This is a genomic window from uncultured Mucilaginibacter sp. (genome assembly GCF_913773635.1).
Classification (GTDB): Bacteria; Bacteroidota; Bacteroidia; order Sphingobacteriales; family Sphingobacteriaceae; genus Mucilaginibacter.
The window spans coordinates 163,893-189,560 of the sequence record NZ_CAJYGQ010000010.1; the positions used below are offsets into that span (position 1 = coordinate 163,893).

Genomic DNA, 25,668 nt, shown 5'->3' on the forward strand with positions numbered 1-25,668 from the left:
TAACATGAATAAATTTATAAAAGCAAGCTTTACGCTTATTGTACTCATCTCATTAGGCGGGTGTAAAAAATTTTTAGATGAGGAGCTGAAAACCGAACTAGCTCCAACAAACACATTTACAAGTACGTATGGCTTTGAGGTAGGTAGTGCAGGTTTATACGCACTAACCCGGTCAGAATATAACACTTTTGGTGAGGGCGGCGCCTTTCTGCATAATGGTGCATGCCCTTATGAAGCCTTACAGGCCGCAACTGATATTGCCGACGTAATAAACAGCGATGCCTCATTGATGGCATTTGCAAACTTAACACTCACACCGGCCGAACGCTTTGTTGGTTCATATTGGAATTGGGCTTACAGCTTGATTTCATCGGCCAACTTAATGCTGGTGTATTCAGAAAAAAACACCAACTGGGATTCGCCATCTGATAAGGTACGTTTCCAAGCCGAGGCCAGGTTCTTCAGGGCTTATGCATACCGTACGCTGGTTTATCTTTATGGTGATGTGCCTTATGTCGAAACCATTTTGTATGATTTCAAGCTAAACTTTACACGCACGCCTAAGGCTGAAGTATTGGGGCATATTGTTGATGATTTGAAGTTTGCAGCAGAAAATCTACCGGCAAATCCTGATCAGGTTAAAGAAGGTAAAGTTACCAAGTGGGCTGCAAATCACCTGTTAAGTGAAATGTACTTGATGCAGGGCGAGTATCAGCTGGCCGAACAAGCAGCACTTTCTGTTATAAACAGCGGCAACTACAGCCTCATGAAAAATCGTTTTGGTGCAGGTAAAGACAAGCCCGGAGATGTATTCAGTGACCTGTTTGTTGAGAACAATCAAAACAGATTAAAGAACGGTAACCGCGAGAGCATTTGGGTGCTGCAGTTTGAATTTAATGCTATTGGTGGTGGTACAAACTCCGATGATTGGACCCGCCGCGCCTGGATTCCGAAATACCCCGATATTAGCGGCTTCGTTTTGGCCGACACGTTAGGTGGCCGTGGTTTAGCCCAATTGGTACCTATGAAATGGTGGGTAGGTACCAATGGTACCAATGCATTAGGTAATGTGGCTGGTATTTTTGAAGCTTCTGATATTCGTAACTCAAATTATAACATAAAACGCAACTGGTACTACAACAACCCCAATGATGCTGCATTGAATGGCAAAAAAGCCAGTATAACCGAGCAAACGTGGTTTTCTACCAAAAGCTTATTCCCAACTATAACCAAGTTTTTTTATGGTCGTGCCGAAAACTTAAGCTTAACCGGCAGCTATAAAGATCGCATGAAGTTCCGTTTAGCTGAAACTTATTTACTGCTTGCTGAGGCTTATCTGGGGCAAAACAATCCGCAAAAAGCAGCCGATGCCGTGAATGAGGTACGTAAAAGAGCAGGTGCTTCAACTGTTACGGGTGCACAGATGAACATGGATTTCTTACTTGATGAACGCATTCGTGAACTGGCAGGTGAGGAGAGCCGCAGGTTTACACTTGTACGTACTAACAAATTGGTTGATAGGGTTAAAGCATACAATGGCGCCATCCGCGATAAAATAACATCAAACAATATATTGTGGCCAATACCACAAACCATAATTGATGCCAACCGCGATGCTCCTTTTCCGCAAAACCCAGGCTATGGTAGGTAGAGTAAGTAATGGTATACTGATATTAAAAACCAATCACAACAATTAATTAAGCATAACTGCATGAAAAAAGTTAAATACTTATTTAACTCGTGGAGCCTTTTATTCATGATTGCCTGCTTAACGGCTTGTAAGCACGAAATAAATGATATTGAAAAGGTTCAGGAGACATTGGAACTTAAGGTTTCATCAGAAAATATAACACTAGACGAGAACGATCCGGGTAAAGATATACTAACCTTCAATTGGGAGAAGGCGCGGAACCAGTCAGACGACCATATGGTCACCTATGTCACCAAGCTTGATGTGCTGGGCAATAACTTTGGTTCATCAACCGCCATTATGACCTATGAGGATGACGGTGTTTTTGCCAGAAGTTTTACATCTGCCCAATTACTAAACTGGGCAAACCAAAAATGGAAGGTTGCCACCAATAAGCCATTCACGCTTGAATTCAGGGTAGTGGCTCAATGGGAAGGCGGGGCTACATTTGAAGCACCTGAAGTTCGTACGGTAAGGATAAATATATTGCCCAAAAAGGTATCGGTAGGTGGAACTGCTGTGCCTGGTAACAACCGTATTGAGATGCAAAAGACTATTGAAGATTTGAATCAATATGCATTTGTTTTAAACCTACAACCCGGCGAATTACAAATTCCGGTGGAAACAAACGGTAAAACAAATTATGTAAGAGCTGCCGATGGTAGCAGCACACTTAAAGATGGTACCACAGTTGGTACAAACTTAAGCGAAACCCCATTTGGTTGGAAAATTGAAACAGCGGGCGAATACAGGGTAGTGGTTAATTTGCTTAAAGCTACAGCAACCATTTATTCACCTGCAAAAGCCTTGCAGCCAAAAGTTGTACAGTGGGGCAACGCAGCTACGCCTACCAGCACCACTGTAAATGAGCTATGGATGCACGGACAAATAAATAATTTTTTGGTACCTATAAAAATGGACTGCCAGGTGAGTATGGCCGATCCGCAAATTTTGGTGTACACCGGCGGCCGTGTGGGCAAAACCAAGTTTATAGTGTATGGCGGTAACGATAATAACAAGAATCTGGCTTACGCATTCAGCTGTCCGTTAACGGCAACCGGAACTTCGCAGGAACTGGCCTTAAGCTTAGGTACGGTAGCTCCGTTAGCAGGCGGTAACTCCAGTGCACAACGAAACTCTTATTACACCATTCCATCGGGTACTAATATTATAATTTTCGACCTGCGTAATATGACCATACTGGCAGACAGGAGATAAGGAAAATTAAGTGTGATTTATACTTAAATACGATACTCAAAATGATAAAATCAAGTTATAATCTAATGCTTTTAAAACTTACTACCGCCTTATTATGTGTAGCAGCATTAGCTTGCAAAAAAGATTCAGATAACGACGCTAAACCCATATCGGGTACACTGGTTAAACCCAATTACAACCGTAGCACGGTGTTTCGCAACCCGCTTAACGGTTGGGTAATGTATGCCGGTGCCGATAATGAAAATTACTGGGACTTAAACTTTTATGTTCCTGATTTAGGTAAATCAGTAAAGGCATCTGATTATGCATCGGCTTGTTATATACGTACAAGCTGGGCTAAGCTAAATCCTGCCGACGGTGTTTACGCCTGGCGCGATCCAAATTCGGCCTTAGGAAAACTTATTAAAGGCGCCGAAAACAGAGGCCTGCCAATTGCGTTCCGTATTGTTGTTGATGGCCGCGACCAAGGCTTAAATACCCCTCAATTTGTGTTTGATGCAGGGGCTAAATTCTATCTTGAAAACGCATCATTCCCGGCGCGCCGAACTCCGTACCCGCAAGATGCTGTTTTTAAACAGTATTACGCAAAATTTATAACCGAGCTTGCTAAGGACTTCAATGATCCTAAGAAAACATCATTTATTGATGCTTATGGCTTAGGTAAATGGGGCGAAGCGCACAACGTGGTTTATGAACAAATTGGCGCAGCTGTAAGCCCAAACACAGAGAAGCTTAAAGAAGAGGTGTTTGATTGGGTTACTGATTTGTACAGTCAGCAATTTACCAAAGTGCCTTTAGTAATCAACTATCACCGTTTGGTTGGTCACCCTGCAAGTTGGGGTGCTGCAAATGCAAACAGCGATAGATTACTGGTTAAAGCTATTAATAAGGGCTATAGTTTAAGGCAAGATGCATTTGGTATGACTGATTATTACCAAAGCTGGGAAAAGCAGTTTACCAAAACCTGGAACTTTAAACGACCGGTTATTATGGAAGGTGGCTGGATAACCACAGGTACTCACCGTTACTGGACAGACCCTAGTGGCAAATACCGCGAAAATCACCCGGAAGACGTTCGCCAAGGCGAATTTGATGCATCTGCCGAAGCTGCTGTTAATATGATGGATTTCCGTGTAGGTGAAATCGAAAGCTGGTTTACCAAATCGTTTTCTTTGGTGCAAAGATTTACAACTGAAGGCGGCTACCGTTTGTACCCTGACCAGGTTTACTTACCCGAAACTTTAAAAAGCGGCGAAGAAGGAACTATTACACACCGCTGGCGTAATATGGGATGGGGTTATTTTCCTAACAACATTCCGCAATGGAACTACAAGTACAAAGTTGCCTTCGCATTACTTGATGCTGCGGGTGCAGTAAAAAAGGTATTTGTTGATGAGAAAGCCGAACCATCTACCTGGCTCAAAGGCACGCCTGCGAGGTATGAACTGAAAGCCAAGGCCGATTTACCTGCCGGAACTTACACCTGGGCAGTTGCTATTATTGATGCTCAAAAAGAGAACCAGCCAGGAATACGACTTGCTGTAAACGGTGATATTACCAATGGCGGCTGGTTAAAACTGATGAACGTTCAAATACAATAAACTAAATTTACTGATGATAAAAAAGCGTTTTGTGTTTGCTTACAAGCTTACATAAAGCGCTTTTTATGTAAAACCGTAAAATGAAAATCTTTCAAATCACATCAGCATTCAAGATTGCTGTAAGCTTACTTGTTTTATTTAGCGGCAGTGTTTATGCTCAAAAAACAGATAAGTTTATGGGCGAAATAGTTAACTATGACGAGGAAGCCGTTCCTAACTATACTTTGCCCAATGCTTTGGTCACCGCCAAAGGACTCAAAGTAAATAACAAAGCAGTGTGGGAGAAATCAAGACGGGCAGAAATAATAGAACTATTTAAAAATAATGTTTATGGTCAAACACCATCGGGCATTGATAGCATTAAGTTTGAGGTTACCAAAACTACAGATACAGCTATGAACGGGCTTGCAAGCCTAAAGGAAATTACCGTTCACATTTGGAACAAAGGCAACACAATAGGAATTCCGGTTGTGATGTTTGTGCCAAACAAACGTAATAAGCCTTCGCCTTTGTTTCTGTTGATTAATAACCGTAGCAAGCGTAATACTGATCCATTGCGAGCGGTAAAAAGCACGTTTTGGCCTGCCGAACTTTTGATTGAAAAGGGTTACGCCATTGCAGCATTTCATGTAGGTGATGCCGCACCCGACAGAAAAGATAGCTACCAACACGGCGTGCTTGATAAGCTTTACCCTGAGTTATTAAAGCAAAAGAATGGTATGAAAGCTATTGGTGCCTGGGCCTGGGCCGCCAGCAGGGTTATGGATTACCTGGAAACTGACAAGGATATCGATGTTAAAAAGGTAGCTTTAGTTGGCCATTCAAGAGGAGGAAAGACTTCGTTGTGGGCAGGTGCGCTCGACCAGCGTTTTGCTTTAATATTCAGCAGTTGTTCGGGTAGTACGGGAGCTTCGCTGGCGCGCAGGCAGTATGGTGAAACGGTAAGCTTGGTCAATAAACAGTTCGGCTATTGGTTTGCCGACACCTATAAAGATTACAGCACAAAGGTAAATGAGCTGCCTGTTGATCAGCATATGCTAATTTCTCTGATTGCTCCCAGGCCGGTGTATACCACCAATGCAACTGAAGATAGGTGGGCAGATCCAAAAGGATCATACCTTTCACTTATCAATGCTTTGCCGGTATACAATTTATACAAATCAAAAACAGCACTACCTCCACAGCCTTCTGCTGTAAGTTCACCTATCATCAAGTCAACTATTGGCTATCATTTCCGCACGGGCAAGCATGACCTCAACGTTTACGATTGGGAGAGATTTATTGAGTTTGCAGATTACCACTATAAAAAACAGTGGTGAGGGGTTAGCATTACCAAGCTAAGTCGCGAACAATTTGTGCAATAATGTAGTTCATACACAAGTGTATCAATTTCTGGCTGTGATTGAGTTATCACTTAGATTGTACCTACATACACCTAACAATAAACTGCATGAATAATAAGGAAACCGAAGTTCAGGCTGATGCTATGAGCCGAAAGGAGTTTTTGTCGCTATCTGGCAAGTCAATAATAGCGGGCGCTGCTGGCGCCGTGGCCTTAAATGGATTGGCCGATAACAGTTCGTATGCGCAATCCACAAATACAAAAGCGTTGTCACCACCGGCTAAAGTTCCGCCCAGCTTAGAGGAACCGATTGTGTTGGAGCAGTGGAAATCTGACGCTGACCAAAAATCGGCGCCAACACCTACACCGCTACCTCCAGACAGGCGCATTGGCTATGCCATTGTTGGGTTGGGACATTTATCCCTAGAGGAGTTGCTTCCGGCTCTTAACAATTGCAAAAAATCAAAGCTTGCGGCTTTAGTAAGCGGTAGTCCTGATAAGATGAAGAAGGTGGCTCAGCAATATGGTATTAGTCCAGAAAACTGTTACGACTATAAAAACTACGACCGTTTAAAGGACAATAAAGATGTTGATGTAATATACATTGTATTGCCAAACGGATTGCATAAGGAGTTTGTTATAAGAGGAGCAAAAGCCGGCAAACACATATTATGTGAAAAGCCAATGGCTAATACCGCTGACGAATGTCGCGATATGATTGCTGCATGTAACAAAGCAGGTGTTAAATTGATGATTGCTTATCGTATACACTATCAGCCGCATAACCGTAAGCTGCGCGAACTTTTAGCTGCCAAAGAATTTGGTTTAGTGAAATATGTTGAGGCATCAAATTCTCAAAGCACTGCAAACGTTGACCATTGGCGACATAAAAAGGCACTTGCCGGGGGAGGAGCATTGCCTGATATTGGATTATACTGCCTCAACACCACTCGCTTTATTTTGGATGCGGAGCCTGAAGAGGTTTTTGCATATAGTTACAGTACACCCGGTAACCCGCTTTTTGCCGAAGTTGAAGAAATGGTATCATGGCAGATGCGTTTTGGCAACGGTATATATGCCAGCTGTACTACCCATTATGATGTGCATGAAAGCAGGCACTACAGAGTTAATTGCCAAAAGGGATGGCTAAATTTAGATAAAGCTTACGCTTATAAAGGACAGAAGTTAAAAACGGCGCGTGCCGATGGTATGCTTGAGCGGCAGGAAGACTTGGGAATAGCTGAAATTGATCAGTTTGGAGCAGAGATGGATCATTTTTCGGACTGTATATTGAAAAATAAAAAACCCTTTACTCCCGGCGAAGAAGGCCTGCAAGACCATATACTGATGGAGGCGATTTATCAATCGGCTAAAGAGGGTAAGCCAATAAAGGTTAAAGGCCTTGGAAGTAAGAATACATGGCGTGGCCCAGAGCCTGAGTTATAACAAGAAAAGCGGATTACTATTTGCAATCCGCTTTTCTTGTTTTATACAGCTACAAAAACATTGTCGCTGTATTTATGAGTCAAAATTAGCTTACTGAATTTCTCTTATCCAAATGTTTCTAAAGCTGATGGGCTCACTTTTATCGCCGTGCGCCTGTAACTTTATTGGACTTTTGCCGTGCTTTATTGAATATGACGCCTTGCCAATGTACTGAGTTGGTCCAAGCAATATGGTATTGTTTTGTACAACAACGCCGTTCCAAATAACCGTTACACTTGCCGGTTGTTTGATACTTCCGTCTTCGTTAAACACAGGAGCACTCCAGGCAACATCATAGGTTTGCCATTCACCGGGTTTGCGCGCAGCATTTGCCAGTGGTGCAAATTGCTTGTAAATGCTTCCGGCCATACCATTTACGTAGGTTTTATTTTCATAAGAATCTAAAACCTGCAACTCATACCCTGGGTCGCCTTTACCTAATGATGCCAAAAAAACACCGCTATTACCGCGGGTCTGACCTTCGCCTGTAATATTTGCAGGTATTTTCCATTCAATATGTAGCTGGTAACTGCCAAATGAGCGTTTAGTTTCTATGTTTCCTTTCGATTTGTCAACCACCAGGGCATCGCCTTGCACTTTCCATGCGGCAGGCTGACTACGGTCGGCATTTGATACCCATTCGTCCAAGCCCTTGCCGTTAAATAATATAATTGCGTCTGAAGGGGGCGGAAGCATTGGCGATGCTTTGCCAACTTCAACCTTTGGCGGCACAGGCGTCCATGATTCTGTATCTTGAGGTTTGGCCTGCTGTTGCCCGCAAACTCTTAAAGAAAGGGTGGATGTTGTAAGTAGCATCACAAAATATGATAGTTTCATAGTGAATTTAGCTTAATAGATTATTTAATAAATATTTACTGCTTTGAGCAATGCTTACATACGGGTCGATCTTAAAGTTTTCCTGTTCCACAATATAATGCTTAATGCCTCCTAATTTTGAGCTTGCAAATATTTGCTTAAAGTTCACAGAGCCTGAACCAACCTCGGTATTAAGTTTGTTGTCTTGCTTGTCCATATCTTTTACGTGCACCATAGTGAAACGGCCCGGATATTTTTTAAACCATTCAACAGGATCGTTTCCAGCACGTACAACCCAGTATAAATCCATTTCAAAATCTAACATCCCCGGTTTTGAGCCTTTTAAAAGTTCCTCATACAAAGTAACACCCTCAACCGGTATCAGTTCAAAATCATGATTATGGTAGGCCATCTTAAATCCCGCTTTTTTAATATGCGCGGCTGCAGTGTTCACCTTGGCAACAATGTTTTTGATATCGGCAGCGGTTTTGCGAAACTTAATGTTGATGTAAGGCATGGTAACATAGGTATGTCCTAACACCTTAGCTGCCGCTATAGCATCGTTTACCTCATCCATACTACCGGTTTCTAAAAGCTTATCCATACCATAATGGCCGCTTGGGGAAGTAAGTCCGTGTTGCGTAAGCAAAGCTTTAAAATCTACCGGCGACAAGCCCCAAAAGCCATTTTGTTTACTGTAACCATAAACTTCAACCTCTTTATAACCTGCCTGGGCTACTTTTGCTATTACACCTTTAACATCCTTTGGTAATTGGGCACGTAGAGAATATAGTTGCAGCCCGGCAACCTTATTAGTTTTAGCCATTAGTAACTCAGGCGCTAATGCAAGCCCTGCACTTATTAAGCCGGCTTGTGCTATAAATGTTCTTCTGTTGGTCATGTTTAATTAAAAAAAAGCATCATGCTATACGTCACAAATTTGAACGCACTTTTGCAATGATTTCAATTTGTTATCGCCTGTAGGCACAAACTCCTGTGCTACATACCCTTTAAAGCCTGTTGCAACAATGGCTTTCATAATTGCCGGATAAAACAACTCTTGTGTTTCATCAATTTCATGACGGCCGGGTACACCACCGGTATGATAATGCGCAATAAATGGGTGATATTGTTTAATGTTTGTAATTACGTCTCCTTCGTCAATTTGCATGTGGTAGATGTCGTAAAGTAGCTTAAAGCTTTCAGAACCCACTTTTTTACAAAGCTCGGCACCCCACCACGTACGGTCGGCCTGGTAGTCCTGATGATTAAGTTTGCTGTTCAGCAACTCCATAACCAATACAACCTTGTGCTTTTCGGCTAACGGCATCAGTTGTTTCAAACCTTCTGCACAGTTTGCCCAACCTTCCTCGTCACTCTTGTTGCGTTTGTTACCGCTAAAGCAAATAAGATTAGTGTAACCTGCTTTTGCCACCAGCGGAATCATTTCGCTGTATTGTTTTATAAGGCGTGCATGAAATTGCTTGTCGTTAAAGCCATCCACTAAATTAATTTCGGCACCGTTACACATTGATGAGTGTATACCGTGGGCTTTAAGCGTGTCCCATTCTTTGGGACCAACCAAATCAATGGCACTTAGACCTATCTTTTTGCCTTCGATACACAGCTTATCAAGCGGTATATCCTGGTAGCACCAACGGCATGCTGAGTGATTAATGTTTCCTTTAAGCGGCATGTTTTTTTGTAAAGGTTGAGCAACGGCATCCAGATTGGCAAATGCACCCACTGTTGATAGCGCGGCAGTACCGGCAACAATATTTTTAATAGCCGAACGGCGATCTGTACTCATATGATATTGACTTTATAATTGGATATAAGTTTAAATAGCATCGGTTGCAGGCATGAACTTATCAGGCGCTGGCGACTCTAATTGTACACCTCTGTTACGGTCTTTAAACAATAGCAGGAACAGTATAAGTACAACTGCGGCAATAGCGGCAGGTATCAACCATATTTGTTGCCAATCATGTAATCCTCCTGTTGTTTTGTGGGCATCAACAATTGGCCCTGATATGGTAAAGCCAATGAGCATACCCACGCCATAAGTGGCAAGTGTTATAAAGCCCTGCGCCGCGCTTTTAAATTGCTCTCCTGCTAATTCATCAGTATAAATTTGACCGGTTACAAAGAAAAAGTCATAACAGATACCGTGCATCACAATACCGCCTATCAGCATCCAGTAGTTAGCGCCGGTATCACCATAGGCAAAAAGCGCATAGCGCAATACCCAGGCCAGCATACCTACGGCAAGCATTTTTTTAACCCCTAAGCGTTTAAAAAAAAGTGGCATCAAGGCCATGAATATCAATTCTGATACCTGACCAAATGCCTGCTTACCTGCGGCACCATTCATGCCTACCTCATTTAAAAACGGGTTAGTAAAGTTGTAATAGAAAGCAAGGGGCACACATATAGCTACTGATGCTAAAAAGAAAATGCGGTAAGAGGAATTTTTAAGCAAGCCAATAGCATCCAGACCTAGTATATCTCTGACAGATGTTTTGCTTCCTTTTTTAAGAGGAGGCGTTGCCGGTAAAGTAAAACTAAATAAACCAAGCAGGAGAGAGGCTGCTGCAGCAGTTTTAAAGGTTAGATCGAGAGATCCACTTTTTTCCCAGTTCAACCAACCAATGGCGAAGCCGGCAATAATCCAGCCCAAGGTTCCCAAAAACCTGATGGGAGGAAATTGCTTGCTTGGATCGGTCATTTGGCGGAAGGATATGGAATTGACCAGCGCCAGCGTTGGCATGTAAATGATCATATAAATCAAAACATACGGATAGAACGCGTTAAAGTTAGGTGCAGTACCGCAAAACCAAAGCATTACTGCGCCAATTACATGCAAAACGCCAAGTATTTTTTGTGCCGGAAAATACTTGTCGGCAATTAAGCCTATTATAAACGGCGCAACAATAGCCCCAATTGATTGGGTAAGATAAGCTACGCCAACTTCGGTAGCATTTGTTTTTAAGTCGGTAAGCAAATAGGTACCAAGCGTTACAAACCATGCTCCCCAAATAAAAAATTGAAGGAACATCATTACCGAAAGCTGGATTCTGATCTTATTGTCCATATAAAGTGGTACTACTTAACTGTAAGTATATATTTAACCATCTCTTTGGCGTCGTCAACAGAAACAGCGGGGTGCGGTGACATAGGCACTTCACCGAAACTGCCCGAACCGCCTTTGATTATTTTGTCGGCCAGCTTATCAATATCGGCACTGGTGTATTTTGCAGCAACCTCGGCGTATGATGGTCCAACTAATTTGTCATGCTCTTTGTGACAGCTTAAACAATCTGATGATGCAATTAGGCTTGCACCTTTAGAGTTAGTAGCCACACTTGTAGCAGTGTTTTCGGTACCAATGCTGCCCGCGGTATCTTGTGCGGCGTTAGGGTTTTGCGCAACTGCATTTTGGTCGGTTCCGTGGGTGGTGTCAGTGCTAATTTTATCGCCCGATTGTGAGCCGCCGCATGAAACTGCAACCAAACAAACTGAAGCAATGGCAAAAGAAAAAAACGTTTTTTTCATGATAGATTATTGTATTCCTAATAAGTTGTTGTTAAGTGAGGGGTTACCGCCTGATGATACAAAATCATCAAATGCATGGTCGGTTACGCGTATAATATGATCGGCAATAAACTTTGCTCCTTCAAGCGCGCCATCTTCGGGGTGTTTAAGAGCGCATTCCCATTCCAGTACCGCCCAGCCCGGAAAATCATATTGCGCCATTTTGCTAAAAATGGCTTTAAAATCAACCTGACCATCTCCTAATGAACGAAAACGACCAGCCCGGTCAACCCAGTTTTGATAGCCTCCGTAAACGCCTTGTTTACCGGTAGGGTTAAACTCTGCATCTTTTACGTGCATCATTTTAATACGCTCGTGATATATATCAATGTGCGCCAGGTAATCAAGGCATTGCAGTACAAAATGCGACGGATCATAAAGCAGGTTTGCCCGTTTGTGCTGACCTACGCGATCAAGAAACATTTCAAATGTAACACCATCATGAAGATCTTCACCGGCATGTAGTTCGTAACAAAGGTCAATGCCGCATTCATCGTAAAAATCAAGGATAGGTTTCCAACGCCTGCCTAATTCGTCGAATGCGTCTTTAACTAAATTGACCGGGCGCTGCGGCCATGGATAAACAAATGGCCACGCAAGTGCACCACTAAAGGTTACACTGGCTTGTAGTCCCAAATTTTGTGATGCCTTTGCAGCATATTTTACTTGCTGCACCGCCCATTCCTGCCTTGCTTTAAAATCTTTGTGCAAGTGGGCAGGGGCAAAGGCGTTGAACAATTCGTTGTAAGCCGGGTTTACAGCCACTAATTGCCCTTGCGTGTGAGTGGAGAGTTCGGTGATTTCCAAACCTGCCTCATTTACAATGCCTTTTACCTCGTCAGCGTAAGTTTTACTTTCTGCAGCTTTTTGCAAGTCAATAAAACGTGCATCACCGGTTGGCAACTGTAGTCCTTTATATCCCAAAGAGGAAGCCCACTGCGCTATTGATTTTAAATCATTAAACGGCGCATCGTTGCCAATAAATTGCGCAATGAATATGGCTGGTCCTTTAATTGTTAACATAGAAATTTAGATAGTAAATGGTGTCCACTTCTGTTCTGATTTCCCTGAAGCAATCACATTTTCAATAAATGCCATACCGCGAACGCCCTCATTCAAGCCCGGATAGTCGAGCATTTGAGCTGAAGGTTGTTCATCGTCACCAATAGCTTTTATAGTTAAAGCAAAATTGCGGTAAATGTTGGCAAATGCTTCGAGGTATCCTTCAGGATGACCGGCCGGAGTGCGTGTGTTAAACATAGCCGCAGTTGATGTGTAACCGCCGCCAGTGCGCCATATTTCGGCCGGCTTGTCGGTGTATCTAACAATAAGCGAGTTCAAATCATCCTGCTGCCATTCTATGCCGCCGGTTTCGCCATAAATACTTATCTGCACATTGTTTTCGGCTCCTGCAGCTACCTGGGTGGCTACTAAAACGCCACTGGCGCCACCTTCAAAACGCAGCAACACGGCACCATCGTCATCAAGGCGTCGTCCCGGTACTACAACGTTAATATCGGCACATAAATGACTTACCGATAAGCCTGTTACATACTCAATAAGGTTGAATGCGTGCGTGCCAATATCACCCATGGCCCCGGCAATACCGCTTTGTGACGGATCTGTGCGCCAGGTTGCCTGTTTGTTATCAGTAGCCTCGGCCAAAGAACTTAACCAGCCCTGCGGATATTTTGCATACACTTTCCTTATCTTACCGATATGGTTAGCGGCAACAAGATCGCGTGCTTGTTTTACCATTGGATAACCGGTGTACGTATGGGTAAGACAAAGCAAATTACCTGTTCTGTCTGAAATCTCTTTTAGTTGCTTTGCTTCCGCAAGGGTAAGCGTCATTGGCTTATCAAGTATCACATGAAAGCCGTTTTCGAGTGCGAGTTTTGCAGGCTCAAAATGAACGTGATTTGGAGTTACTATGCTGATTACCTGTGCACGTTGATGAGCAGGTAATTTACTCTCTTTTTCAATTAACTCAATATAGCTGGCATATGCGCGGTTTTCATCTATACCCAGCACAATTCCGCTGGCTTTAGAGCGTTCGGCATTACTGCTGAAAGCACCACAAACCATTTCGTACTCATCATCGATACGGGAGGCTATGCGGTGAACGGCACCAATAAAAGCGCCCTGGCCTCCGCCTATCATTCCTAATCTTAATTTCATAGTAGATGTATATTATTTAGGCAAGTGCCCAGGCTTTATCGCCTTTTTTGTACGGATAGTTACCATCATATTTGCCTGGTACCGGTAAGTAGCGTTGCGCTTTGGTACAGCCAATTTCTGAAGTAAAGTAACCTAGAAGAGTAAGCTGTTTAACCATGGTAAAATAATGGTTCGGCGCTTCTTTCTCTTTGGTTTTACTATAAGCCGCCTGTTCTTTATCGAGGTCTGTAAGCAACTGTGTGCGTTGCTCAACTGTTGCTTCCATAAAGCCAACTTTGAATTTCTTATCGCAAGCCTCTTCTAACTGTTTAAGGCCTTTTTTAAATACTTTTTGATCCTCATCGGCATAGCAATCGCGCACCATTACTGCCATAAAGTTACCTACGTTGGCATCCTTGGCACCGGGTGTTTGGGTGCGCGGTAATATGGTATCGGCTACTTCATTTAAAAAGGCCTGCGTTTGCTGATTAAATAAATCCTCGGTATCAACCGAACTTCCGGATTTGCAACCCGATAAAAAGAAATCGGCTCCTATAACTGAACCGCCTACCAGTAAGGCTACACGGTTTAAAGCTTCTCGTCTGTTCATAAAATATTTCTTATACTATCCGATAGTTATGCTTTTAATTCCCAACCATTGCGGTAGTTGCGTTTCACAAATTGATTAACCTCGTTAAAGTTGCTAACCTTCATGGCCTTGTTGTCCCACTCGTACTTAAACTGGCCGCCCGGTAAATCATGACCGCGTACAGCCAGATTGGCCATAAGCAAGGCCTCAGTAAGCGGACCAGCCACCTCAAAAGGTGAGCTTAGTTCTTTTTTACCATAGCCGGCAAGGCAAGCTTCAACCCACTGTGTATAGTGGCCGTTTGATCCGCCTGGTACACGGGCCCATTTTTGCGGTGCTTTTGCTTGTTCGGTTAATGATTTTGGAAGCAGGGTTGGAGCTGTTGAATAAGTGCTGGCATACATTTTACCTTTAGTTCCTACAAACAAGGTTCCGTTACCGTCTTCACCACCCCACTTTTCGTTAGGGCCTAATTCGTCAGGGCGTTCGGGTTGTATACCTCCATCCATCCAATGAAGTGCAACTTCACCTTTTGTTTTATCGGTTTTAGGAAATGTAAGTGTTACATGGCTTGATGGCGGGCAACTTTCAGGGAATACACCTTTCTTGAATTCATCTACGTAAACGCTGCCTACACTTGCTTGTACCGATTTAACATATTGTAACCCCAAAGCACGAAATGGTGCTTCGATAAGGTGACAACCCATATCGCCTAGTGCTCCGGTGCCATAATCCCACCAGCCGCGCCAGTTGAAAGGCACAAGTTTATCTACATATGTTTTGTAAGGTGCAGTACCCAGCCACAAATCCCAGTTTAATTCTTTAGGAATGGTTGCGCCTGTTCCAGGCCACGAAATACCCTGCGGCCATACCGGGCGATTTGTCCAGCAATAAACGGTGTGCACATCGCCAATCAAACCGGCGTCATACCACTCTGATAAAAGCCTGGTACCATCATTTGAGGCACCCTGATTACCCATTTGGGTAACTACCTTATATTTTTTGGCAGCTTCTGTGAGCATACGAGCCTCCCAAATATCATGGGTTAAAGGCTTTTCAACATACACATGCTTGCCTAATTGCATAGCATGGTAGGTAATAATGGCGTGGTTATGGTCGGGCGTAGCTACTGATACTGCGTCAATATGCTTGTGCTCTTTATCAAAAAGCTCGCGCCAATCTTTATAGTATTTTGCTTTCGGAAAATTCTTAACAGAGTTTGCTGCCCTCCGGTCGTCAACATCACACAGGTATCCAATTTCGGCCTTGCCACTTTTATAAAAATTGGCAATATCGGTTTCACCTTTGCCACCTGCACCAACGCCGGCAATAATCAACCTATCGCTAGGAGCAGTGAAACCTTTTCCACCCAATACATACCGTGGAACAATCATAAACCCGGCAGCTGCTACAGCACCGGTTTTTAGAAAATTGCGCCGGGAGGTTTGAGCATTTTTTTTGTCTGAATTCTCTTCCATTTTGAGGCTTAGTGAGGTAGGTATTAAATATTCATTTTCTTTAATTCAGAAACTGCATGGTCTGCCGCACGGGCAGTTAAAGCCATGTAAGTAAGTGACGGATTCTGGCATGCAGACGAAGTCATGGCGGCACCATCGGTCACGTATACATTTTTGGCATCCCAAACCTGGTTAAACTCATTAAGTACCGATGTTTTAGGATCACGACCCATGCGGGCGGTACCCATTTCATGAATACCACGGCCTAGTACTGCTGTATCGTTATATGAATTTACATTTTTAACGCCCGTTGCTTCAAGCATTTCGGCCGCATCGTTCATCATGTCAATACGCATTTTGTTTTCATTATCGCGTACAACAGCATCAATAACCGGTACAGATAATCCCCACTTATCTTTAGTGGTTTTATCAAGCCACATACGGTTCTCATGATATGGCAGTACTTCTCCAAACCCGCCTATACCCATACTCCAGCTTCCCGGCTCGCTTAATTCATCTTTAAATTTAGCGCCAATGCTAAGCTCTGGTATGTTGCGGCTCCATCGCTCGCGCGAGGCCGAACCCTGGTATCCGAAACCGCGAATGTAATCGCGTTTTTCGCCGTTAAGGTTGCGGTAGCGCGGAATGTAAATACCATTAGCTCTGCGGCCATAAGTGTATTTATCCTCATAACCATCAACCTGGCCCCATGCACCTACATTGAGGTGATGGTCCATAATATTGTGACCAAGCTGGCCGCTGCTGCTACCTAAACCCCCTGGCCACACATCATTAGCCGAACGCATTAGCACAGCAGCAGTGTTGATTGTTGATGCATTAAGGAAGATAACTTTGGCGTAGTACTCGTAAGTTTTATTAGTTTCGGCATCAAGCACTTCAACTCCCTTAGCAAGTTTTGTGTCTTTATCATATAAAACACGGGTAACAATACTCCAAGGGCGCAGGGTTAAGTTACCGGTACGCATAGCTGCAGGTAGGGTAGATGATTGCGTACTGAAGTAAGCACCAAACGGACAGCCTAACCAACATTTATTACGATACTGGCAATTGGTACGGTTTTCATGCGGCTTGGTAATATTAGCCACGCGGCCAATTACCATATGCCTTGATCCTTTGTACAAGTTTTTAATACGGGCAGCAATATCCTTTTCAACCACGTTAAGCTCCATAGGCGGCATAAAATCACCATCTGGTAAAATTGGGATACCATCCTTGTTGCCCGATATCCCTGCAAAGCGTTCAACGTAGCTGTACCACGGCGCTAAATCTTTGTAACGGATAGGCCAATCTACCGCAATACCATCTTTAGCGTTTGCTTCAAAATCGGTATCGTGCCAACGGTATGATTGCCTTCCCCACATAAGTGAGCGGCCACCAACATGGTAACCCCTGAACCAGTCAAAGCGCTGTTTCTCGATGTAAGGGCTATCGTGCTCGTTAACCCAATAATCTAAATTGGTTTCGTTGAGTACGTAATCGCGCTTAATAACCGGGTAATCCTTTTTCATTTGCTGGGTAGCGTTACCCCGGTGTGCAAATTCCCAAGGAGCGGTATTGGCGTTCACGTAGTCTTTAATGTGTTCAATGTTCCGGCCGCGCTCAAGCATTAAGGTTTTTAGTCCTTTTTCGGTCAGTTCTTTAGCTGCCCAGCCGCCGGAAATACCGGAGCCCACAACTATTGCATCGTAAGTATTGGTTGCCATAAAAGCAGGTTAATCTAAAATTGGTTGTGTTTGGTAATTAAATTGGTAAGTTACCTAATGCAATTTATCGAAATATTTTATTGCGACGAACTACAATACATAAAACCTCAAAAACTTTAAAATGAAGTAGTATGTCTCATTGAGAGACAAAGATAAAAGCCTGTATCACTTTCGCAAATTAATTTTCGGATTGTTACAAAGGTTGTAATCAAACCGTAAAGACCTACCATTCTTGCTTCAGGCCGTTTTGCAAAGCTTCGTTATAACGATCGATATTGAAACTGTAGAGGATAGGAGGACGGTGTGCATTTTTGCTGGGCGTGGCATCAAGCTTATTCAATATATTGAAGCTGTGAATTTTTCGCTGAAAGTTTCCTCGGTGAAGCGTTTTACCTAAAATGATTTCATATAAACGCTGTAGCTGAGGCATAGTAAACTCTCGTGGAAGAAGGTTTAAACCAACTGGTGTGTAGTTTATGTTACGCCTGAGAGTATGCAAAGCACTATTCATAATCTCTTTATGATCCATCATTAGTTCGGGCAAATCGTCAATATCGCGCCATTCGCAGCTTTCGGATATGCGGTCGGTAACAGGTGTAATTTCGGCATAGTTCACCAGTGCATAATAGCCTACGGAAACAAAACGCTGACGCTGCCAAAAGCTTTGGGGCAAATGAGCCATATCAGCTTCGGAACGGCCAACGTTGCCAAACACGTTGAACTGTTCGAGATATAAATCAGTTGCACCGGTACGGGCCTTTAAAATTCGGTGCGCGGCGTGGTTAAGGTCTTCGTTTGTTTTAACGTAACCGCCGGGAAGCCCCCATTTATCAAAGCCCTTCATTTTAAGCAACAGTACTTTTAATGAAGATTGATGAAATCCAAATACAACGCAATCGACAGACACATGCGCAATGCACGACTTGTATGCAAGCTCACTGCCTTTTTCAAATAATTCGATTACGTCCATTTTGCAAATAAGAGGAATTATTGTAAGCAATCAAAGTCAAAAGGTACTCAAGATGGGTAATCCCTTTTTACAGCGATAAATTTATAGTTGTGTACAACATACTCCCAAAACTAAACCGTTGCTTTTTTTGAATTTGAACGACACCTGTCTGAACAATATTTAACCTCTTCCCAAACGCGTTCCCACTTTTTTCGCCAGGTAAATGGTTTACCGCATACTGTGCAAACTTTGCTTGGAAGGTTTTGTTTTTTAACCCCTTTCATGCTTCCACTTCTTTTTCATAGCGGCGTAAGTGTCGTTTGCTTCGGCCTGCTTCCATTTTTCGTAAAAAATGTTTGCGGCTGCAGCCTTTTCATTTTCACCGGTGCCGCGTTCCAGTTGCTGGTAACTATTGTGCTTATCATATTTTAGGCCCCCTTTGTAATTGGCGTAACGCCTGGCACGGGTATAGCCCATTTGTAAATACTTTCGTGCCATGTCGGCGCCAACAAAGTCGCCTACGTTAACATACTCCTTAAACATTTCATATATCTTTTGGCTGCTTTCGCTGGCAGTGTCCTGATCTTTAAATCTCCAGTACTTGCCAATTTCGCTTTTGTATGGCTCACAAATTAACACACCTTGTTCACCCTTACCAACTTTGTAAAGATGAGGGTGTGTCCTATAGTCAATATCGGCTTTCCAGTGATACTTGTCGATGTCAAAATTGAGGTAGCTTGGCTTATCCATTTTAAAATGCGTAACGAATACCGCAATAAGGTATCATCTCGGTACAAAGATTTACTAACTCATTAACCAACTCGCGTTTGGTGTTATTTTTATATCGCACATTGCGCTGGCCGCTTTGGCTATATTTAACCTGCTGTATATCCGGTCGCCATAATACTTCTTCGGCTTTAGGATGCCAGTTCATGTTTACATTATGCAGTTGTTCGTTGTGTGTAAGGAAAATTATTTCGGTGACTAGTTTTTTCTTTGTCTCATCGTCCAGCACGTCGTTCATCTCGTCAAACAGTTTACGCCAATCATCAAGCCAGCCCTCGTAATAAATTACAGGTGCAAAGCTTACGTTAACTTCGTAGCCAGCCTCCCTAAAATCGTTCATTACTGCAATACGGTCGCTTATTGGCGTAGTGCGTACATCAACCAGCTTTGACATTTGATGTGGCATAAGACTGAACCGTATACGCGTTTTGCGCTGCGGATCATAATCAAGCATTTGCCGGTTCACAAACTTGGTTGCAAACGTAAGTTTAGCATTTGGTATGCTACGAAACTGCTGTACCAGGTCTTTTACATTATCGCAAATGGCGGCATCGGCGCTGCAGTCACCGTTTTCGCCAATTTCATATACCCAGTATTCAGGGTCGGTTAAATCGGGGATAAGTTTTTTACCTTGTCGGGCAGCGTGGCGCTCAAGGTAACCCATTATCTTTTCAATGTTTACAAATATGGTTATAGGGTTTGCATAACCTTTACGGCGCGGCACGTAGCAATACGAGCATGACATAGTGCAGCCATTTGACTGCGACGGCGCTACCCAATGTGAACTGCGGGTGTTAGGTCTTGCACTTAAGCTGTGTTTGCTGCCCAAAACTAAAACGTTCTTTTTGTTCCACAGCCAGTCTTCAACTGCGCCTTCAAAACCAAATAACTCCGGAATTTTGTTGTGTGCCGGTACTTCAATAAGTTTTGCATCCGGGTATTTCGCTAAAATTTCGCGGCCGCGTGCAAACTCACGTATGTTAGGTTCGTGATAAATTTCGTGTATGGTTAAAAGCTGATCTATGGTTTTTTCATGAAGCATAAATACTAAAGCCAATGTGTGTTAAAATTGTTGGCATGCGGTGCTATAATAGTTACAACTATTTGCTTGTTGCAACAACAATGTGTCCATAGTGCTGTTGTTTACTATCATGATAATTAATTATTTACGATGAAGATTGACTGGCATACATTATTATTAAATGATTTGGACTGGAGCTATGCACTTGAAATAGTAATACGCACCATGGTAATGTTTGCCTTCATCTTAATTCTTTTACGGCTTTCGGGTAAAAAAGGGGTTAGGCAGCTAAGCATTTTTGAGGTAGCCATCATTATAGCGCTCGGATCGGCAGCCGGAGATCCTATGTTTACCAAAGATGTGGCTATACTGCCCTCATTGTTGGTGTTTGGAATAATCTTATTGTTCTACCGAGTACTCACTTACATTGCAGCTAACAGCGAGCGTTTCGAGAATATTTTGGAAGGCGAACCAATGTACATCATTGAAGATGGAATGTTTACCTTACAAGAAGAAACAGACAATACATTTGCCAAAGATGAGTTTTTTGCCGAAATGAGAAATCAAAGCATTGAACATGTTGGGCAGGTTCGTACTGCGCTGCTTGAAACAAACGGACAGGTGAGTTTTTTCTTTTTTGAAGATGATGAAGTAAAGCCGGGTTTACCCGTTCTACCAAAGCCATATAGTTTGCGCTCAAATAAAATTGATAAAGAGGGGGAGTATGCTTGTACATTTTGCGGTAGTGTTGAAACCAGACAACATGGCGGTACATGTAAAAGATGTGACAAGGATGAGTGGGTTACTGCTTTAAAATCCCGCCGAATATCATGACAAATGATGGTACGGCACAACAGTTGAACAATAAGAAAAAATTATAATTATGAATACGCAAAAAGCTGTTTTGGCTGGAGGTTGCTTTTGGGGAGTTGAGGAACTGATACGGCAACTACCTGGTGTAACAAAAACCGTAGTAGGATATACCGGTGGCGACGTACCGAACGCTACCTACCGCCACCACGGCACCCATGCCGAAGGAATAGAAATTACATTTGACGCTGATGTAATTTCGTATAGAAAGATTCTTGAATATTTTTTTCAGATACATGACCCAACAACCCGTAACAGGCAGGGCAACGATATAGGAACGTCTTACCGGTCGGCCATATTTTATATTGACGATGTGCAAAAGGCAGTAGCCGAGCAGGTAATTGCAGACGTTGACGCATCAGGCAAATGGCCGGGCAAAGTTGTTACAGAAGTTGCACCTGCCGGTGATTTTTGGGTGGCCGAAGAGGAACATCAGGATTATTTGCAGAAGTATCCTTTTGGTTATACATGTCACTTTGAAAGGCCCGACTGGAAGCTATAAAATTAAAAATGCAGCAGGTATTATTCACTTGGCCTGCTGCATTCTTAAATATTTATTACAAGGGTAATTTGAAAAAGAATGTTGAACCTGTTCCCAGTTCGCTTTCCACCCAAATATCGCCTTTATGCCTCTTTACAATTTCGGCGCTTAGGTACAGTCCAATCCCAAAACCTGATATTTGCTGCATTTGATCGCTTTCGACGCGATAGTAGCGCTCAAATAATTTCTTTTGATCTTCGGACTTAATACCCATACCTTTATCAGATACTGAAACCACTGCATAGCCGTCTTTAACGTACGATTTAATAAAAACCTGTTGCTGGCGTGGTGAGTATTTTATTGCGTTACTTATCAGGTTGAAAATAACAGACTCAATCTTATCAATATCACCTTCAACCATTATCTGGCCAGATGGCTCAAAAATCAGCTCGTGTGAACCAGTCGCACTTGCAGCGTCTTCAACGGTCTCGGCTACCAGTTTGCCAAGGTCGAAGCTTTCCATATTTAAATGTATTTTTCCTGCTTCTAAACGCGATACATTTAAAAATCCTGAGATAAGCTTATTCATTTTCTTAACCTGAGCCGATATCTTCACCAATTTTTCTTTTGCAAAAACGTCGTCTTTTCGTCCTGCATGAAGCTGTAAAAGTTGCGAGTAACCACTTAATGATGTTAAAGGTGTTTTGAGTTCATGGCTTACCATTCCTATAAAATCATCTTTACGCTGGCTATCTTCTTTAGATTCGGTTATGTCTAAGATGGTTCCTATAACACCAATGACGTTTTCATTATCGTCCAATTCAACCTTACCTGTTGTGTTGAGCCATTTGCGCCTTGTGCCACCCGGCGGCAAAATTTGATAATCATGGCTAAAGCGCCCTTTTGCGCTTACTGCGTTTTCAATAGCTTGCAATAATGGCGCTCTATGTTCGGGTGCCACAATCTCCATGGCTTCGCTGAATTTAATTGCTTCGTCAACAGGTATATTCTGTGTCGTTCTTGCAATATCTGACAGCACAAGATTATCAGTACCCCAATCTGTGCGCCACGTGCCAAGCCTTGCGGCATCTAAAGCAAGCTTAAGCGTGTCAGTGGTCTTCTCTAATTTACTACGCGAAATTACTTGTTCAGTTACATCGGCTGCCACCACAATCATTCCTGTGATGTTTGCCTGTTCATCTTTCAGCGCTTCAATAGTAAGATTTATAAAGCTTTCTTCTTTACGGCCAAGCTTATTGAAAGTAAGACTAACCTCTGAAGAGACGAACCTTTCGCCGGTTTTGTAAACGTTATCCATAATGTTTCCAAAACCTTGAGTTTTAAGTTCAGGTATTGCTTCAAGTATTGGTTTGTTAAACGCCTGCTCGGCCGTTAGTCCCCAGTACTCAAGCATGCGCTTGTTGGCAAACTCAATTACGTGCCATGGAGTGCGGTAAATTGCGATAGCAACCGGAGCCTCAACCAGTAAGTTCCGCAATTGCTGCTCAGCATAATTACGTGTTTTACTTATTTTGATTTGTGCACGAATTTTGGTTAAAAGCTCGGCTGCAGAGAATGGCTTCACCAAATAGTCGTCTGCTCCGGCTTCAAGGCCATCAATACGTGCTTCTTCGCCCGCACGGGCCGATAAAAATATTAGAGGCAGGCGCGAGGTCTCCACCTTGTTTCGTAAATGCTCGAGCATGGCTTTACCGTCCATCACCGGCATCATAATGTCGCTCAATACCAAATCAGGTGTAAGCTCATGAATTTTTTGTAACGCATCTGCTCCGTTCACGGCAAGCGCAATGGTGAAGTAAGGCTCCAGCAAACGGGCAAGATAAGCGCGCATATCGGCATTATCATCAACAATGAGTATAACGGTTTCCTTACTTACCGAAAAATCCTGATGTGTTGTAATTCCTCCGGTTAAAACTTCGTCTTCTGCTGTATATTGGGCTTGCGTAGATTCTTGTAAAAGGCTGAATGCCTCCTGTAAGAAAGCTCCTTTTAAAGCAGTCGAATCTGTTTCTTTAGCCGAATCCAAAACGCGGTCTTGAGGCAGGTGGGCTTTACCAGTAGGTAGACGGACGGTGAAAGTACTGCCTGCACCTTCAACGCTTTCAACTGTAATTTCTCCACCGTGCAAGTGAACTAGCTCATGCACCAGTGATAAACCAATACCTGTGCCTTCGTGTGTTCGTCCTGCTGAATTTTCAACACGGTGAAAACGCTCAAACATATGAGGCAACTCTTTTGCCGGTATGCCAACGCCTGTATCAGTGACGCTTAATACAGCAAATGCTCCATCTTGCTTAAGTGAAACTGTGATGGAGCCGGCAAGGGTATACTTAAATGCGTTTGATAAAAGATTGAGCACAATCTTCTCCCACATTTGCCTGTCAACATACATAGCGCTTTTCAGCGGTTCGGCATTCACGGCCAGAGTCATGCCAGCCTTTTCGATGATAGATCTAAAGCTGCTTGCAAGGTCGATAGTCAGCTCAGCCAAATCTAATTTCTGGTAAGCGGCTTGAGCTCGTCCCGCCTCAACGCGACTGTAGTCAAGCAGGTTATTAACTAATTTAAGTAACCTAAGTGCGTTACGGTGCGTTGACTCCAGTGGCGCTTTAATATCGGCACTTAATGAAGGCTTAGCCAATAAATCTTCAAGCGGGCCTAGCATCAAGGTAAGTGGGGTACGAAACTCGTGGCTTACGTTGCTAAAGAATGCAGTTTTTGATCTGTCTATTTCGGCAAGTGCTTCTGCACGCTTTTGTTCCTGCTCGTAAGCATAAACGTTAGAGATGGCAGTATTATAAGTATTTAAAAGTTGTTCGTAAAAGTTTTCGTAATCTGCATCAAGAGCCCTGCGTGCGCTTACGCCAGCTATAATAAAACCATAAAGGTCATCTTGTCCGCTTATTTTAAGCGGAAGAATCATTGCATTCTCAGGTGTTTCGGGGTAAGGTTCGCAGCTATAATTTCCAAAAATACCGGTAAGGTTGTTCACCTGCTCAATTTGCCCTGAAGCTTTTGCTTTGTGCAAAGGCCATGTGCCATTCACATCATCTAATGCAATTACTGAAGGGGCTAGCTTAGGTGCATTTAACAAGCCTGCGGCAGAAGTTAAGCGTGCTGTGTTGGTAGAATGGTCCAATTGATACACCATTAAAAAAGGTATATCAAGTTGGTAATCGGTTTCTTTGTCGGACGTTATGGCGTTAACATCCTGCATGTTTTTGGCTTTGCCCAAGGCTGCGCCTAATTCTTTCAACGTTTGTGTTCGCCGTCCGCTCAGCATTTTTACCGTGGTTTCGGTAATAGGGTGAAATATGCCGCCCACGCCACCTGATTCATCACGTATAGGTGCAAATGAAAACGTCATCCATGATTCTTCAAGGTATCCATACCTGTCTAAAAACATTCGCTGATCGTTGATATATGTTCCCTCACCTTGTTCGCCCCGGCTAAAAGCATCACCCACAACAGGCAAAGCGGTCTCCCAGCAAATTCTGAAGTTTTGACCCATTGACTCCGGGTGCTTGGCACCGCAAATAGGGCGGTAACTATCATTGTAAATTTGAATAGTTTCGGGACCCCAGGCTATTAAAATTGGAAAGGTGGAAGATAAACAAAGGCTCACCGATGTTTTTAAACTCTGTGGCCATGACTCTACCGGCCCAAGCGCCGTTTTGGACCAATCCATGCTACGGATCAGTTTGCCCATCTCTCCTCCACCGGAAAGAAATTGTTCCGTGCTCTCGTTAATACTTTGCTCCATCAAAAAATTATGTACCGTCGGCTATAATGTATTCGGGTTGATGTGTAAAGGTAACCTTTTTAAGTATAAATTATAGTTGCCATAAAGCGGATGAGTTGCAA

General features: G+C 43.1%; 22 protein-coding genes. 7 read left to right on the forward strand and 15 right to left on the reverse strand.

Translation table 11 applies throughout. The annotated features are described in order from the left end of the window. The first annotated feature begins 4 nt into the window (after nucleotides 1-4). From QZ407_RS12865 to QZ407_RS12885, 5 genes are all read left to right on the forward strand, one after another. On the forward strand, nucleotides 5-1,651 hold the full coding sequence (locus QZ407_RS12865) for a RagB/SusD family nutrient uptake outer membrane protein (RefSeq protein ID WP_295771719.1): 1,647 nt from the start codon (nucleotides 5-7) through the stop codon (nucleotides 1,649-1,651). 60 nt (nucleotides 1,652-1,711) lie between these two features. Beyond that, complete coding sequence (locus tag QZ407_RS12870; RefSeq protein WP_295771721.1) at nucleotides 1,712-2,908, forward strand: SusE domain-containing protein; 1,197 nt, start codon at nucleotides 1,712-1,714, stop codon at nucleotides 2,906-2,908. Between the two features lie 41 nt (nucleotides 2,909-2,949). Continuing rightward, the gene (locus QZ407_RS12875) at nucleotides 2,950-4,509 is read left to right on the forward strand and encodes a DUF4832 domain-containing protein (protein ID WP_295771723.1); all 1,560 of its coding nucleotides are present in this window, start codon (nucleotides 2,950-2,952) and stop codon (nucleotides 4,507-4,509) included. An 80-nt stretch (nucleotides 4,510-4,589) separates the two neighbouring features. Next, nucleotides 4,590-5,828, forward strand: coding sequence for an acetylxylan esterase (locus QZ407_RS12880; RefSeq protein WP_295771725.1), 1,239 nt, complete (start codon nucleotides 4,590-4,592; stop codon nucleotides 5,826-5,828). Nucleotides 5,829-5,959: 131 nt separating this feature from the next. Continuing rightward, nucleotides 5,960-7,297 (forward strand): Gfo/Idh/MocA family oxidoreductase, encoded by a 1,338-nt coding sequence (locus QZ407_RS12885; RefSeq protein WP_295771727.1) that lies wholly within the window; start codon nucleotides 5,960-5,962, stop codon nucleotides 7,295-7,297. A gap of 90 nt (nucleotides 7,298-7,387) precedes the next feature. Here the strand turns inward: QZ407_RS12885 and QZ407_RS12890 are convergent, their stop codons facing one another. The 14 genes from QZ407_RS12890 to QZ407_RS12955 form a co-directional block, all read right to left on the reverse strand. Then, nucleotides 7,388-8,173 (reverse strand): DUF1080 domain-containing protein, encoded by a 786-nt coding sequence (locus QZ407_RS12890; protein ID WP_295771729.1) that lies wholly within the window; start codon nucleotides 8,171-8,173, stop codon nucleotides 7,388-7,390. A 7-nt stretch (nucleotides 8,174-8,180) separates the two neighbouring features. After that, the gene (locus tag QZ407_RS12895) at nucleotides 8,181-9,053 is read right to left on the reverse strand and encodes a sugar phosphate isomerase/epimerase (protein WP_295771731.1); all 873 of its coding nucleotides are present in this window, start codon (nucleotides 9,051-9,053) and stop codon (nucleotides 8,181-8,183) included. A 24-nt stretch (nucleotides 9,054-9,077) separates the two neighbouring features. Further along, complete coding sequence (locus QZ407_RS12900; RefSeq protein WP_295771733.1) at nucleotides 9,078-9,962, reverse strand: TIM barrel protein; 885 nt, start codon at nucleotides 9,960-9,962, stop codon at nucleotides 9,078-9,080. A 30-nt stretch (nucleotides 9,963-9,992) separates the two neighbouring features. Beyond that, entirely contained in the window at nucleotides 9,993-11,246 is a 1,254-nt protein-coding gene (locus QZ407_RS12905; RefSeq protein WP_295771735.1) for a nucleoside permease, read from the reverse strand. A gap of 11 nt (nucleotides 11,247-11,257) precedes the next feature. Then, nucleotides 11,258-11,707, reverse strand: coding sequence for a c-type cytochrome (locus tag QZ407_RS12910; protein WP_295771737.1), 450 nt, complete (start codon nucleotides 11,705-11,707; stop codon nucleotides 11,258-11,260). 6 nt (nucleotides 11,708-11,713) lie between these two features. Continuing rightward, nucleotides 11,714-12,769: a sugar phosphate isomerase/epimerase gene (locus QZ407_RS12915; RefSeq protein WP_295771739.1), complete on the reverse strand. Its 1,056-nt coding sequence runs from the start codon at nucleotides 12,767-12,769 to the stop codon at nucleotides 11,714-11,716. Nucleotides 12,770-12,775: 6 nt separating this feature from the next. After that, nucleotides 12,776-13,927: a Gfo/Idh/MocA family oxidoreductase gene (locus QZ407_RS12920; RefSeq protein WP_295771741.1), complete on the reverse strand. Its 1,152-nt coding sequence runs from the start codon at nucleotides 13,925-13,927 to the stop codon at nucleotides 12,776-12,778. A 16-nt stretch (nucleotides 13,928-13,943) separates the two neighbouring features. Further along, nucleotides 13,944-14,516, reverse strand: coding sequence for a gluconate 2-dehydrogenase subunit 3 family protein (locus tag QZ407_RS12925; RefSeq protein ID WP_295771743.1), 573 nt, complete (start codon nucleotides 14,514-14,516; stop codon nucleotides 13,944-13,946). A 26-nt stretch (nucleotides 14,517-14,542) separates the two neighbouring features. Further along, a complete protein-coding gene (locus QZ407_RS12930; RefSeq protein ID WP_295771745.1) occupies nucleotides 14,543-15,973 on the reverse strand; it encodes a Gfo/Idh/MocA family oxidoreductase in 1,431 nt (476 codons plus the stop codon). A 23-nt stretch (nucleotides 15,974-15,996) separates the two neighbouring features. Beyond that, nucleotides 15,997-17,676, reverse strand: a complete 1,680-nt coding sequence (locus QZ407_RS12935; protein ID WP_295771747.1) for a GMC family oxidoreductase — start codon at nucleotides 17,674-17,676, stop codon at nucleotides 15,997-15,999. A 223-nt stretch (nucleotides 17,677-17,899) separates the two neighbouring features. Next, complete coding sequence (locus tag QZ407_RS12940) at nucleotides 17,900-18,646, reverse strand: NUDIX domain-containing protein (RefSeq protein WP_295771749.1); 747 nt, start codon at nucleotides 18,644-18,646, stop codon at nucleotides 17,900-17,902. Between the two features lie 110 nt (nucleotides 18,647-18,756). Continuing rightward, on the reverse strand, nucleotides 18,757-18,909 hold the full coding sequence (locus tag QZ407_RS12945) for a DUF2256 domain-containing protein (RefSeq protein ID WP_295771751.1): 153 nt from the start codon (nucleotides 18,907-18,909) through the stop codon (nucleotides 18,757-18,759). Further along, nucleotides 18,896-19,375 (reverse strand): DUF4385 domain-containing protein, encoded by a 480-nt coding sequence (locus QZ407_RS12950; protein WP_295771753.1) that lies wholly within the window; start codon nucleotides 19,373-19,375, stop codon nucleotides 18,896-18,898. Before QZ407_RS12950 ends, QZ407_RS12945 begins: the two co-directional genes overlap by 14 nt. Before the next feature lies 1 nt (nucleotide 19,376). After that, nucleotides 19,377-20,468, reverse strand: coding sequence for a spore photoproduct lyase family protein (locus QZ407_RS12955; protein ID WP_295771755.1), 1,092 nt, complete (start codon nucleotides 20,466-20,468; stop codon nucleotides 19,377-19,379). Nucleotides 20,469-20,582: 114 nt separating this feature from the next. Here QZ407_RS12955 and QZ407_RS12960 point away from each other — a divergent pair, with 114 nt between their 5' ends. Together QZ407_RS12960 and msrA are read left to right on the forward strand one after the other, a co-directional pair. Beyond that, complete coding sequence (locus tag QZ407_RS12960) at nucleotides 20,583-21,266, forward strand: YetF domain-containing protein (RefSeq protein WP_295771757.1); 684 nt, start codon at nucleotides 20,583-20,585, stop codon at nucleotides 21,264-21,266. A 49-nt stretch (nucleotides 21,267-21,315) separates the two neighbouring features. Further along, nucleotides 21,316-21,804, forward strand: coding sequence for a peptide-methionine (S)-S-oxide reductase MsrA (msrA, locus tag QZ407_RS12965; protein WP_295771759.1), 489 nt, complete (start codon nucleotides 21,316-21,318; stop codon nucleotides 21,802-21,804). 55 nt (nucleotides 21,805-21,859) lie between these two features. Here msrA and QZ407_RS12970 read toward each other — a convergent pair whose 3' ends face one another. Further along, nucleotides 21,860-25,567 carry an ATP-binding protein gene (locus tag QZ407_RS12970; RefSeq protein ID WP_295771761.1) on the reverse strand — a complete coding sequence of 1,236 codons (3,708 nt, stop codon included), beginning with the start codon at nucleotides 25,565-25,567 and terminating at the stop codon, nucleotides 21,860-21,862. Nucleotides 25,568-25,668 lie beyond the last annotated feature (101 nt).